This is a genomic window from Baekduia sp. Peel2402, from assembly GCF_052567285.1.
The window spans coordinates 2630572-2642595 of sequence record NZ_CP199582.1 but is presented as its reverse complement, the minus strand read 5'-3'; the positions used below and the strand labels follow the sequence as shown (position 1 = coordinate 2642595).

Here is a 12024-nt window from a genome sequence, read left to right as displayed (position 1 = left end):
ACGACGGCTCCGGGCTTTCCACGTTCATCTGGGGGCGAGGGATGTACTCGCTCGAGCAGGCGGTCGTCGTCACGGAGAACTTCCGCCAGGACGACGAGGAGTGGTCTGCGACGTGGCTGTCGATCCTGGACGAGCGGCCCTACGTCGCGGTCGATTGTGGCGTCGGCCTCGACGACCCGGTGCCGGTGTGGCACTACGGATCCGATTGGGGAACGCCGACCCGTCCGGTGTTCGCGAGCATCGGCGACATGGTGTCCTTCTGGATCGAGCTGATCGAAGACGGCAGCATGAACTGGGAAGACCCCATGTGGCGCCGGCGTGCCGACCTCCCTGAAGAGCTGGGCGAGCGGCTCAGCGGAGTGCCCCAGGACTGACGTCTCCATTGGCGTTCCGATCATCTTCACCAGATGCTTCGCGACGCTCAGTGACGACGTCAAGTTGACCCTCTGCCAAACGTGCCATGACCGGACCCTTGTTCTTGGACGACAACTTGCTGCAGGCCCTAGAGCAGAGCTGGTCTGACGCAGGCGCACAGTATCTCGGTGCCATGCGCACAGGGCTCTCCGACGTCGAGATCGATGCGCTTGACGCTCGGCTCGGCTTCGCCCTCCCCGAGGAGGTCCGACGGTGGTATCGCTGGCACGACGGCTCGAACGAGTACTACATCACCAGCTTACGGATGATGACCCCGCTGGCCGACGACGTTGACCAGACCTTGATGCTCGAAGACGAAGACGAAGACGAAGACCAGGCCTGGCCCAGAGGATGGCTACGCACAATGAGTGATCAGCCCTTCGTTGCGTTCGACTGTCGGGGTGCGAAGGACGACCCAGTGCCTGTCTGGCACTACCACCTTGGCTTCGAGGTGCCGACCAGGCCGGTGTTCGCCAGCATCGGCGACATGGTCGCGTATTGGACTGGACTTGTGACAGAGAGAACCCTGACGTGGTCAGCAGAGACCGGATGGCGTCTCGCTCCATCTGCTGCCCCCGACGTCGTCGCTCGCCTCGGAGGCGTGCCTACCGACGGCTAGGACCGTCGCGCCGGTCCGTCTTTGGTATCTCCGGCGTGGAACCATCGTCAGATGATCAGAACAAAGCTGCTCGACGATTAGCTTCAGCTCGTCCTATGAACGAAGCTCGGCTTCTCGACGATCAACTCCTAGCAGCGCTCGAGCAGCGCTGGCGCGCGTGCGGGGCTCAGACGCCCGAGATCATGGAGCCGGGATTGACCGACGAGCAGATCGACGAGGTCGCTGCCCCGCTCGGCTTTCCGTTGCCGGATGAGCTGCGCACGCTTTACCGCTGGCACAACGGGTCCGGGCGTCATGAGATGGCGTGGCTACGCAGCCTGTGGGCCTTGGAGCTGACGGTCTCCGCGTGCCTCGAGTACCAACGCGATGACGAGTACTGGCGCCCGGGCTGGATCCAGCTCCTCAGCGAGCGACCGTATGTCCTCGCCGACTGCTTGGCCAACGACCAGAGCGGACCCGTGCCAATCTGGAACTACCACGTCGAGATCGATCCGCCGACGCGCCCGGTGTTTGCCAGCGTCGGCGACATGGTGTCCTTCTGGATCGAGCTGATCGACGACGACCTCATGTACTGGGACGGCCGGCTCTGGCAGATCCGCGACGACCGCATCTCCGAGGAGGCAATGCAACGCCTCAGCGGAGTCCCCCAGGACTGAGACCCTGCAGAGGATGCCGCGACTGCTGGACGACGAGCTGATCGGAGAAATCGAGCAGCGTTGGCGCGAACGCAGCCCCGGGCTGCTTGAGCGACTGCGGACCGGCATCGACAAGACGCGACTTTGCGACGCTCAGTGACGACGTCAAGCCGACCCTCTACCTGCAAGGGGACGACGAGAACTGGCCTCGCGGCTGGCTGAAGGTCATGGACGAGAATCCGTACCTGGTCTTCGACATGACCAACCCGGTCCCCGTATGGCTACGGCTACTCGTTTGACTGGAACCGCCCGACGCGTCCGGTCTTCGACAGCATCGGCGACATGGTGTCCTTCTGGATCAAGCTGATCGACACGGGCGAGGTCGTGTACGACCCGTCCAGCGAATGGAACGCGATCGACTCGGTCTCGCCGGACGTCCGTGTACGCATCAGAGACGTCCCGACCGACTAACCGATCCGCGCGACGTGCTCCTTTGTGAGCGGTGTCCTGCTGCAGAAGATGCCGCCTTTCAAAGGCGACGCGGCGGCTTACGGTGTCACGTACCAGGTTCGAACGGTCAGGATAAGTGACCGTCCTGCTGGATCGTCACGCCGTCGGCGGTGATTCGCCCGCCGGCGCGCAGGTCACAGATCAGGTCCCAATGCAGCGCGCTGACGTTCTCGGGGTAGCTGCGGCCGAGGGCGAGGTGGACGGTGCCGCCGATCTTCTCGTCGAAGAGGAATCGAGACTATATGGCGACCGTGCGTAAACGCCTTCCGACGCGAGACTGCGCCCTCACGTGCCCGGTCGCTGAACGTCCGGCTCACCAACCACGACGACTGGCCGCCGACGCCCACAAGAGACCCCGCGGCGCGCTACTGGCCCACGGGACTGGGGTCCATGGCGGTGACGAAGCGGGGACGTCCCATCAGTTCATCGCGAAGAGATCGCCGACACGCGATTTCGGCCGCAGCACACAAGCGGCCATGCGCCAATTTCCGTGGGCAGCATCTGGGTTGCAAGTGACCCCCGCGCCCCCCTTTTGAACCAGCGAACGCCGCTGGTTCGAAACCGGCCCTTGTTGACACAGGCTCCGATCCTCTTACGTTGTGGTGCTGCCGCGATCACCCGAACCGGAGCACCCAAGTGGACGACGACAGCACGACGACGGCACGTTTGGCCTACCGGACCGCCCTCGCCCAAAAGCAGACCGCTCGCCTCACGTTGATCGTGACCGTCTTCACGCTCGGCGGTGCGGCGATCAAGGCCATCGTCAACGTGTTGACGTAGTGGTTGCTTATCTCGTCACGAGCCGGCAAACCGCGTGATCGCCGGACTCGTCCCGCTTGCCATGCCGAGATCGAGCGCACCGTGGTTGTCCTGGCCGACGGCCCAGAGCCGGCCGTCGTTGGCTTGGAACGCAACTTCCCAGCCGCCGTTCGGCATAGCGGTGATGCTCGGGCTCGTGCCCGGCTTCATCCCGAGCTGCATGGCGCCGTGGTTGTCCTTGCCGACGACCCACAGGCTGTTGTCGTTCGCCTGGAAAGCAACCTCCCAGCCGCCCGTCGAGAGCGCCGTGATGCTCGGACTCGTCCCGGGCGCCATGCCAAGTTGCATCGCTCCGTGGTTGTCTTTGCCCACCACCCACAGGCTGCCGTCGTTGGCTTGGAAGGCGACCTCCCACCCGCCCCCGGGCATGGCGGTGATGCTCGGGCTCGTACCGGGCTTCATCCCGAGCTGCATGGCGCCGTGATTATCTGCGCCGACGACCCACAGGCTGTTGTCGTTCGCCTGGAAAGCAACCTCCCAGCCGCCCGTCGAGAGCGCCGTGATGCTCGGACTCGTCCCAGGCGCCATCCCGAGATCGAGCGCACCGTGGTTGTCCTGGCCGACGGCCCAGAGCCGGCCGTCGTTGGCTTGGAACGCAACTTCCCAGCCGCCGTTCGGCATAGCGGTGATGCTCGGGCTCGTGCCCGGCTTCATCCCGAGTCCCATCGCGCCGTGGTTGTCCTTGCCGACGACCCACAGGCTGTTGTCGTTGGCCTGAAAAGCCGTCTCCCACCCGCCGTTCGAGAGACCGGTGATGCTCGGGCTCGTCCCGGTGGCTACGCCAAGGCTCAGAGCGCCGTGGTTATCCGCACCGACCGCCCACAGGCTGTTGTCGTTCGCGGTAAAAGCCGCTTCCCAGCCGTTGCCGTTCGGCGTGTTGGGGCTGCCTGGGTTGCCGGTCGAGCCTCCGCCGGCGGTGCCGCCACCGGTGTTCCCGCCACCGGTGTTCCCGCCGCCTGTGCTGCTGCCACCGGGTGTAACAATGGTGGTCGGTGGTCGGCCTGGGTGCAGGTAAGCGTCGGCTCGGGTCTGTGAGCGGGTTGTCTTGTTGCCGCGTCCGTCGCCGTTGTAGTCGACGGTGTCGACCGCTCCGCTGGGATAGACGGCGGTGACGATGGCGACGTGTCCGAAGGTGCCGCCTCCCCACCAGGCGACGTCGCCGGCGCTGGGCGAGTTCGTAACGGTGAGACCGCCCTTCGCGGCGTTGGCCTTCCAATCCTTAGCGTTGCCCATTCCACGCGGAAGCCCGAGAACCCATGCCGCGTAGTCGACGCAATTGCGATAGCCGTAGCCGCGCGATGAGAGCCACGTGCCGTTCTTGCACCACGAGTAGATGCCGAACGTGCGGCTGCAATCGACGGCGTCGGCGTCTGGGTAATCGCCGCCGAGGCTGCCACGGCCACCCGGGTCATCGATAGGCGCCGATGTCGATGCACCGGGAACCGTCGGCGCCTGGACCGTGATCGTGAGTGTCTTGGACTTGGCGAGCGTCCTTGGTCCACGGTGTGCGATGACTCTGAACCGCATAGCTCCGACCTGGACTGATGGGCCGAGCTTCAAGCGAACGGTGAACCGCTTCGCGCGTGCCTTGCCGCCTGCGAGTCGTTGCCAGGTTCGGCCCTGCGCGCGCTGGATGGTGACGCCGGTAGCCCGTGCCGCATTGGTGCTCCCGGTGAGGATGATCGTCGTTCCAGCGACGACGGACCTCGGGTAGCTCACAGACACCTTGGACGCGACGCGCGGCTTCGCGTCGGCTGCGCCCGCTCCAAGTCCAGGGGCAAGGGCAAGGGCAATCAGAATTCGAATGAGGTGGGGCACCGGTGACCTTCCGTGGACGCGAAGGGCGCGACGCTACAGCGTCGAGAACTGGTGAGTCAACTGAAGTGGCCTGTGCGGCTGCAGCGACCTCGCCGGCAGGACACAAGAGCATCCCGTGGGCTCTTCCGCAAGGGGCGCGGTCGAGATAATCCTGGCCGTGCTCGGCGGTGGCGCGCACGACCTCGCCGTCGCGCAGCTCCAGCTCGACGCCGTTGACGTCGAACCCGGAGAGCGACGACGGCACGGTGAACCTGATCCAGATGAACCACATCCGGTGGCTCGTCTTGCGCCCCGCCCGCAGCTCGACGAGCGCACGGTCGTAGGTGCCACCCACGTCCTACGCGGCGACGAAGCGGTCGAGGTCGGGGGAGTTCGTCGTGACGATAATGATGGCGTCTGCGTTCGGCAGAGGACTCCTCGGCGCGGCAGGACCTGGCCGAAGGACCATGTTCCTGTGTGACTCTGATCGATTGTCGTTAGTGTGCGGTCAAATGACTCGCCTTCCCGTCTTCGTCGACGCGGCGTGCCGCAGCGCGCTGCTCGCCTCGCTCGTTCTCCTATGCATGGGCGTCCCGAGCGTCGAAGCCGCCTCGAAGGCCCCGCGCCCGTCGGGGAAGGCCAACGTCTCCAAGCGGATCGGGCCTGCAGGAGGGCTGCTCCAAGGCCGCGGCGGCGCGGCGCTATACGTGCCGCCCGGAGTCATGTCGCGCACGGGACGCGTATCGATCAAGCGACTGGGCGGAGGCAGGATCGACTTCCACATCGCAGCGCCTTGGAAAGGCACAGTGGCCGTTACCATGCCGCGTGTGACGTCCAGCGAGGTGGTCTCGCACCGGATCGACACGATGTGGCTGCCCGAAGGCGTGCCGGGCCAGCGGACCGTGTGGGTGTCGCACCTGTCCGTCTTCGACACGATCAAGGCGAAGGCCAAGGCTGCGGTCTGCTTCCTGCAGCTCAGCAAGGCCAAGATCGCCGCGTGCCTCGTCAAGAAGCTGCCTGGCAAGATCACGAAGGACATCGCAAGCTGGCTGGCGGAGAAGCTCGGCAGCAGCTGCGCCGCGGCGCTCATCTCCAACGGCGTCCTGGCGCCTGTTGCGACGATCTGGGAGGACGCGTGCGGCGGCAGCGCTGGCGAGGGCGAGTTCCACTACCCCGGGCCGCCCGAGACGCCGTCGACCCTGCCCGTCACGACGAACCCCGGCGGCCCCATCCAAACGCCGACCGTCAACCCCCAGCCGGCGGCGCCCCTGCCGAGCACGCCGACGCCCGCGCCATCGCCCGCTCCTGCCCCGGCACCCGCGCCCGAGCCGACGCCGGCCCCGGTCTGGAACGAGCAGCAGGGTTCGCTGGGCGCCAACACATTCACCAACCCCTACAACGCCTCGGGCATGGGGGCGAAGATCCCGGCAATGGCCTGGGTAGCCGTCAGCTGCAAGGTCTACGCCCCGCAGATCGCCAGCGCCAACCCGGACGGCTACTGGTACCGCGTCTCGTCCCCGCCGTGGTCGAACGCGTACTACGCGGTTGCCAACACATTCTGGAACGGCGACATCCCCGGTCAGCGCCCCTACACGCACAACACCGACTGGGCTGTGCCCAACTGTTGACCGGCGCGGTCGGCGGCCCGCTGGGGGCGGTCTCCCTTACAGGCTGAAGCGCCCGTCCTGCTGGGCCGTGACCCTGTCGGCGGTGATGCGTCTGACATCGAGGCAGATGCCAAGCCACTTCTGCAACGGTGTCACGTACCAGGTTCGAACGGTCAGGAGAAGTGACCGTCCTGCTGAATCGTCACGCCGTCGGCGGTGATCCGCCCGCCGGCGCGCAGGTCGCAGATCAGGTCCCAATGCAGCGCGCTCACGTTCTTGCCGCCGGTCTCGGGATAGCTGCGGCCGAGGGCGAGGTGGACGGTGCCGCCGATCTTCTCGTCGAACAGGATCGCCCCGATGGCGCGGTCGATGCCGTAGTTGGTGCCGATGCCCAGCTCGCCGAGGAAGCGGGCGCCGTCGTCGGTGGCGAGCGCGCGGTCGAGGTACTCCTGGCCGTGCTCGGCGGTGGCCTGGATGACCTCGCCGTCGCGGAAGGTCAATGACACGCCGCGGACGTCGACGCCGGCGGGCGAGGACGGCACGGTGAACTTGATGGTGCCGTTGGCGGAGCTCTCGTGTGGGCCGGTGAAGACTTCGCCGGAGGGCATGTTGCGCTTGCCGTCGCTGTTGACCCAGGTGCGCTTGGCGACGTTCAGCGTGATGTCGGTGCCGTCGGCCTCGATGCGGATCTCCTTGGCCTTGCTCACCCGCGCGATCAGCGCGTCCTGGAAGGCGTGCAGCTCGCGCCAGCCGCCGACGGGATCGGGGCGGTCGAGGAACATGGCGCTCGCCACGAACTTGGAGAACTCGCCCAGCGTCATGCCGGCCAGCGCGGCGTTGGCGGGCGTCGGCCAGAGCGTCGAGCACCAGCGCTTCTTGAGCATCTGCTCGCGGACCTCGCGGCGGCCGCGGGCGGAGCGGGCGATCCGCTCGGGGTCGACAGATGCGAGCGCGCGGACGTCGTGCGGCGCCTGGATCCCGATCGTCGCCTGGATCTTCTTGGCCTCCTCGTAGGCCAGCGGCGGGTAGTTGTCGAGGTGTACGTCATGGGCGTGGTCGTAGAAGCCCTTGGCCTCGCCGGGCAGCTCGACGCGCAGGAAGCACCAGGCGTCGCGCTCGAGGATCGCACGCTGCAACTCCAACAACAACGGCTCGGCCAGCGTCGTCGAGCGGACGAGCACCTGCTGGTCAGGCCGGAGCTCCAGGCAATAGCCGGCGAGCAGGTCGGCGAACCCCGCTGGGTCGAGGTGCTCGGTGATCTCCGCGAAGTCGCTCACGCCCAGCCCTCCTCCAGCGCGCGGACCGCGGCGGCCTCGTCGCCGCCGGTCCGCCGCGCGGTCGCGCGCACCAGGCGCTCCTGCGGCTCGGGCCGCGCGCCCTCGCCCATCACGCCGATCCGCCACGCGGCGCCCGCCAGCGGCCCAAGTCCGCCGCTGACCTCGATGCCGTCCTCCTTCAACAACGCGCCGCGCACCGGCGCCTCGTCAAGGCCATCAGGAACGCGGACCGCGAGCAAGGACGACAACTGCTCGCCGTCGGGCGCGAGTCGCTCGAAGCCAAGGACGCCGAAGGCGCTCCGCAGCGCCTCGTGGGCCCGCGCGTGACGCGCCCAGCGCGCCTCCAGGCCCTCCTCCTGCACGATCCGCAGCCCCTCGTGCAAGGCGTAGATCATGTTGATCGGCGCGGTGTGGTGGTAGGCGCGCGGGCCGTCGGCGAACCAGTAGTCGACCATCGCCTGGAGGTCGAAGTACCACGACCGGCGCTGGAGCCGCTCCAGCCCGCGGTCGCCGACCGTGAACGGCGCCAGGCCCGGCGGCACGTTGATGCACTTCTGGGTGCCGGAGAACGCGGCGTCGACGCCGGCCTCGTCGAGCGCGAGCGCGTGCCCGGCCAGCGACGTGACGCAGTCCACCAAGAACAGCCCGTCGCGCGCGTGGATCGCCTCGGCCAGGCCGTCCAGCGGCTGCGCGACGCCGGTCGACGTCTCGCCGTGGACCACGAACAACGCGCGCGTCGCGGGGTCAGCGACCGCGTCCACCAGCCGCTCGGTCTCGATCGCCCGGCCCCACTCCTGCTCGACCTTGACCACGTCCGCGCCCGCTCGGCCGAGCGCATCCGCCATCCGCCCACCGAACGCGCCGTGCACGCCGACCACGACCCGATCCCCGGGCGCGACCAACGTGTCCACCATCGCCTGCATCCCACCGCTGCCCGTGGCACTCAGCGGGAACGTGACCTTGTTGTCGGTCTTCATCGTCGCCCGCAACATCGCGGCGACGTCATCCTGGATCTCACCGAACGCCGGATCCAGATGCCCGACGGTCGGATGGCTCAAAGCCTTCAGGATCCTCTCCGGCACCGGCGACGGGCCGGAGCCGAGCAGCAGTCTTTCGGGAACCTCGGAGACGGTCGGCACGAGGCCGGAGGCTACGGCACCTTCACGTCCGGGAACCACTCGGCGCAGTGCTCGCGCAGCACGTCGGTCACCCAACCCCGCTCCTCGCGGGTGGCGACGCGGTAGCGCGTGAGCAGCGGCTTGGCGCCTTCGGTCGGGACGTCGGAGATGACCCAGCGGGCCACCAGCCGCTCGAAGAGGAACTCCAGCGCCCGCGCGCGGACGTCCTCGACGTTGGCGGCGGCGCGGGCGGAAGCCGGGTCGGAGGCGCGTGCGAACTCCGTGCGGGACTTCGGCGACAGCGCGCCGCGCAGGGTCAGGACCTGGGTGCCGTCGGGTGACGGGTAGTCGGTGGTCGGCGCTTCGAGCTTGTCGGTGCGCCCGCGTTGGCGGCTGCGGCGGCCCATCGTCTCAGCCTACGTCGTGGCTGCGGCTTGCTCGAGCTTGCCCGCCACGTCGCCGGTGACCGGGTCGGCGTGGCCCGCCCACGCGACGGACGGCTTCAGCGCCGCCAGCTTGCGGATCGAGGCGCGCGCCTGCTTGGTGTCCTTGTTGAAGGCCCGGTGCGGGACGCGGGCGTGGCCGTGATGGCCGGTCTGCGGGTCGGTCGTGTAGAAGCAGTCGGAGACCAGCGCGACGCCGTCGGACTCGCGGAACAGCCCGATCAGCCCCGGCGCGTGGCCGGGCAGGTGCACCACCTTGAAGCCCGCGACGTCGTCGCCCTCGCTCACCGTCCCGGCGATCTTCACCGGCCCGCCGTCCCAGATCGGCAGCAGGTTGCCGAGCAGGAAGCGGCCGTGCGGGTCGAGCGTCGAGAGGTCGAAGTAGTGTGCGCCGCCGTCGCCCTCGGCGTCGGCGACCTCGTCCGGATGGCAGTACACGGGCACCGGCGCCAGCCCGGGCGCAACGCCGCGATGGTCGGCGTGGCCGTGGCCGAGCACGATCCGCGTCAGGCCGCCGAGCTTCGCCGCGGCGATCGCGACCGCGCCGGTCATCTGCACGATCCCGCCGTCGAACAGCAGCACGCCGTCGCCGTCGCGCACGAGGTAGACGTTCATGGTCTTCGGCAGCCCGCCGCGGACGATCCAGACGCCGTCGGCGATCTCCTCCGGGCCGGAGGCGATCAGCCTGGCCAGGCGCGGGCGGACGTGGGCGGTGGGCCGGGACATGGCGCGAGTCTAAGGGCCCTGCGCAGACCATCTAGGGTTGACGCCGACATGCCGGAGGCCAATCGCAAGCGGGAAGTGGGGCGGGGCGAACGCGTCCTGCCGGGCGTCTGGAGGCTGCGGCTGCCGTTGCCGTGGCCGGGCGTGCCGCACTGCAACGCCTGGGCGCTGGCCGCGGGTGACGGGATCGTCCTGGTCGACACGGGGATGCACGAGCCCGGCTCGCTCGCCCACCTGGAGCGGGCGCTCGCGCAGGTCAACCTCAACCTGGATCTCGTCCGGCTGCTGATCTGCACCCACGCGCACTCCGACCACTACGGGCAGGCCGCGACGATCGTCGAGCGCACCGGCTGCGAGCTGTGGATGCACCCCAACCACGAGCACATGCTCTCCGCGGCGCGCGACCCGGAGGCGGCGTTCGACCGCCGGATCGAGGTCGCGCGGCAGTCCGGCGTCCCCGAGGAGCCGCTGAAGCGCTACGCCGAGCAGCGCCGCGGCCAGAACTACGGGATCTCCGGGATCGTCGAGCCGCACCGCAACCTCGTCCCCGGCGTCGAGGTCCGCACCGACCTGGGCACGTGGTCGGTCTACGAGACGCCCGGCCACGCGCCGTCGCACGTCTGCCTCTACCAGGAGGAGCGCCGGATCCTGATCTCCGGCGACCACCTCCTCGGCCGCGTCTCGTTGTACTACGACTACGGCTACTCGCCCGATCCGGCCGGCGAGTTCCTGCACTCGCTCGACCTCGTCCAGGAGCTCGACGCGCGCCTCTGCCTCGCCGGCCACGGCCGCACGTTCACCGACGTCCAAGCGCACATCGACGCCAACCGGACGCTCGTACGCGACCGGCTCGGCAAGGTCGAGGAGGTCATCGCCGCGGGGCCCGGGCTGACGGCGTTCGAGGCGATCCCGAAGGTCTACGGCCAGGCGATCACGCCGCTGAACGCCAACTGGTGGCTGTCGGAGACGCTGGCCTACCTGACCCACCTGGAGGTCACCGGGCGGGTGCAGAAGATCGACGGGACGCCGGAGCGTTGGGAGATCGCAGCATAAAAGCGCTGCAAACGGGTGTGTTCTTCAAACCTTGACACAACTGTGTTAGGGTTTGTCGGGTCATGACGCGCATCGTGGACCTGCTCGGCAACCCGGAGCCGACGTTCTCGTTTGAGTTCTTCCCCCCGAAGACCCCCGAGGGCGAAGCGAACTTCGAGAAGGCGCTGCAGGAGCTGGCGCCGCTGGACCCGTCGTTCGTCTCGGTCACCTACGGCGCGGGCGGCACGACGCGCGAGAAGACCGTCGAGACCGTCCGCCACATCAAGCACGAGCTCGGCCTGGAGGCGATGGCGCACTTCACGTGCGTCGGTGCCACCACCGAGGAACTGCGCGTGACGCTGGAGGAGATCCGCGAGGCCGGGATCGAGAACGTCCTGGCGCTGCGCGGCGACCCGCCGCGCGGCCAGAACGAGTGGGTCGCCTCCGACGGCGGGCTGGAGTACAGCCACCAGTTGGTGGCCTTGCTGCGCGAGGACTATGACTTCTCGATCTCGGCGGCCTGCTTCCCCGAGACGCACATCCACGCGACTTCGCCCGAGGACGACCTGAAGTACTTGAAGGAGAAGGTCGACGCCGGCGTCGACTACCTCATCACGCAGTTGTTCTTCGACAACGAGTTGTACTTCGACTTCGTCGCCCGCGCCCGTGCGATCGGCATCGACATCCCGATCATCCCGGGCATCATGCCGATCACCGGCTACGGCCAGATCTCGAAGATCACGTCGATGTGCGGCGCGACGATGCCCGAGCACGTGCTCTCCGAGCTTGACGCGCGCCAGGACGACCCGCAGGCGGTCGCCGACTTCGGCGTCTCCTACGCGACGATGCAGTGCGCCGACCTGCTCGCCAAGGGCGCGCCGGGCATCCACTTCTGCACGCTGAACCGCTCGCCCGCGACGCGCTCGATCCTGTCGACGCTGCGGCTCTGGCGTCCGTGGGACGCGCAGCAGACGGGCCTCGGCGCGCCGCGCAAGCCGCCCGTCGTGGCGTAGGCGCGGACCGCCGCGCT

14 protein-coding genes and 1 pseudogene are annotated in these 12024 nt (G+C 68.2%); 9 read left to right on the top strand and 6 right to left on the bottom strand.

Going from position 1 to position 12024, the window contains the following annotated elements; genetic code table 11:
* Positions 1-41 precede the first annotated feature (41 nt).
* The 5 genes from ACT01A_RS12975 (at position 42) to ACT01A_RS12955 (ending at position 2139) form a co-directional block, all read left to right on the top strand.
* The gene (locus tag ACT01A_RS12975) at positions 42-374 is read left to right on the top strand and encodes a hypothetical protein (protein ID WP_445152676.1); all 333 of its coding nucleotides are present in this window, start codon (positions 42-44) and stop codon (positions 372-374) included.
* 98 nt (positions 375-472) lie between these two features.
* Positions 473-1033, top strand: a complete 561-nt coding sequence (locus ACT01A_RS12970; protein ID WP_445152675.1) for an SMI1/KNR4 family protein — start codon at positions 473-475, stop codon at positions 1031-1033.
* Positions 1034-1128: 95 nt separating this feature from the next.
* Positions 1129-1689 (top strand): SMI1/KNR4 family protein, encoded by a 561-nt coding sequence (locus ACT01A_RS12965; protein ID WP_445152674.1) that lies wholly within the window; start codon positions 1129-1131, stop codon positions 1687-1689.
* 13 nt (positions 1690-1702) lie between these two features.
* Entirely contained in the window at positions 1703-1828 is a 126-nt protein-coding gene (locus ACT01A_RS12960) for a hypothetical protein (protein WP_445152673.1), read from the top strand.
* Between the two features lie 182 nt (positions 1829-2010).
* On the top strand, positions 2011-2139 hold the full coding sequence (locus tag ACT01A_RS12955; RefSeq protein ID WP_445152672.1) for a hypothetical protein: 129 nt from the start codon (positions 2011-2013) through the stop codon (positions 2137-2139).
* Between the two features lie 106 nt (positions 2140-2245).
* Here the strand turns inward: ACT01A_RS12955 and ACT01A_RS12950 are convergent.
* A pseudogene (locus ACT01A_RS12950) lies at positions 2246-2407 on the bottom strand (aminopeptidase); the annotation flags it as partial.
* A 407-nt stretch (positions 2408-2814) separates the two neighbouring features.
* On the opposite strand from ACT01A_RS12950, the gene ACT01A_RS12945 reads away from it, so the two are divergent.
* Positions 2815-2958, top strand: coding sequence for a hypothetical protein (locus ACT01A_RS12945; RefSeq protein WP_445152671.1), 144 nt, complete (start codon positions 2815-2817; stop codon positions 2956-2958).
* 15 nt (positions 2959-2973) lie between these two features.
* Here the strand turns inward: ACT01A_RS12945 and ACT01A_RS12940 are convergent, their stop codons facing one another.
* On the bottom strand, positions 2974-4815 hold the full coding sequence (locus ACT01A_RS12940) for a CHAP domain-containing protein (RefSeq protein WP_445152670.1): 1842 nt from the start codon (positions 4813-4815) through the stop codon (positions 2974-2976).
* Between the two features lie 806 nt (positions 4816-5621).
* On the opposite strand from ACT01A_RS12940, the gene ACT01A_RS12935 reads away from it, so the two are divergent.
* A complete protein-coding gene (locus ACT01A_RS12935) occupies positions 5622-6422 on the top strand; it encodes a hypothetical protein (protein ID WP_445152669.1) in 801 nt (266 codons plus the stop codon).
* A gap of 152 nt (positions 6423-6574) precedes the next feature.
* On the opposite strand, the gene ACT01A_RS12930 is transcribed toward ACT01A_RS12935, so the two are convergent.
* From ACT01A_RS12930 to ACT01A_RS12915, 4 genes are read right to left on the bottom strand one after another with little or no spacing between them, the layout of a single operon-like run.
* Positions 6575-7678, bottom strand: a complete 1104-nt coding sequence (locus ACT01A_RS12930) for an aminopeptidase (protein WP_445152668.1) — start codon at positions 7676-7678, stop codon at positions 6575-6577.
* A complete protein-coding gene (locus tag ACT01A_RS12925) occupies positions 7675-8817 on the bottom strand; it encodes a pyridoxal-phosphate-dependent aminotransferase family protein (protein WP_445152667.1) in 1143 nt (380 codons plus the stop codon). The genes ACT01A_RS12930 and ACT01A_RS12925 overlap by 4 nt, the downstream gene beginning before the upstream one ends.
* A gap of 11 nt (positions 8818-8828) precedes the next feature.
* Positions 8829-9203, bottom strand: coding sequence for a hypothetical protein (locus ACT01A_RS12920; protein ID WP_445152666.1), 375 nt, complete (start codon positions 9201-9203; stop codon positions 8829-8831).
* 9 nt (positions 9204-9212) lie between these two features.
* A complete protein-coding gene (locus ACT01A_RS12915) occupies positions 9213-9965 on the bottom strand; it encodes an MBL fold metallo-hydrolase (protein ID WP_445152665.1) in 753 nt (250 codons plus the stop codon).
* Positions 9966-10013: 48 nt separating this feature from the next.
* On the opposite strand from ACT01A_RS12915, the gene ACT01A_RS12910 reads away from it, so the two are divergent.
* Together ACT01A_RS12910 and metF are read left to right on the top strand one after the other, a co-directional pair.
* On the top strand, positions 10014-11015 hold the full coding sequence (locus tag ACT01A_RS12910; protein ID WP_445152664.1) for an MBL fold metallo-hydrolase: 1002 nt from the start codon (positions 10014-10016) through the stop codon (positions 11013-11015).
* Positions 11016-11077: 62 nt separating this feature from the next.
* Positions 11078-12007, top strand: a complete 930-nt coding sequence (metF, locus tag ACT01A_RS12905) for a methylenetetrahydrofolate reductase [NAD(P)H] (RefSeq protein WP_445152663.1) — start codon at positions 11078-11080, stop codon at positions 12005-12007.
* Positions 12008-12024 lie beyond the last annotated feature (17 nt).

What these genes read in the sequence shown, in the direction of transcription:
- ACT01A_RS12915 (WP_445152665.1), bottom strand. Translation starts at nt 9,965, where the DNA reads ATGTCCCGGCCCACCGCCCACGTCCGCCCGCGCCTGGCCAGGCTGATC.
- ACT01A_RS12960 (WP_445152673.1), top strand. Translation starts at nt 1,703, where the DNA reads ATGCCGCGACTGCTGGACGACGAGCTGATCGGAGAAATCGAGCAGCGT.
- ACT01A_RS12975 (WP_445152676.1), top strand. Translation starts at nt 42, where the DNA reads ATGTACTCGCTCGAGCAGGCGGTCGTCGTCACGGAGAACTTCCGCCAG.
- ACT01A_RS12955 (WP_445152672.1), top strand. Translation starts at nt 2,011, where the DNA reads ATGGTGTCCTTCTGGATCAAGCTGATCGACACGGGCGAGGTCGTGTAC.
- metF (WP_445152663.1), top strand. Translation starts at nt 11,078, where the DNA reads ATGACGCGCATCGTGGACCTGCTCGGCAACCCGGAGCCGACGTTCTCG.
- ACT01A_RS12910 (WP_445152664.1), top strand. Translation starts at nt 10,014, where the DNA reads ATGCCGGAGGCCAATCGCAAGCGGGAAGTGGGGCGGGGCGAACGCGTC.
- ACT01A_RS12965 (WP_445152674.1), top strand. Translation starts at nt 1,129, where the DNA reads ATGAACGAAGCTCGGCTTCTCGACGATCAACTCCTAGCAGCGCTCGAG.
- ACT01A_RS12920 (WP_445152666.1), bottom strand. Translation starts at nt 9,203, where the DNA reads ATGGGCCGCCGCAGCCGCCAACGCGGGCGCACCGACAAGCTCGAAGCG.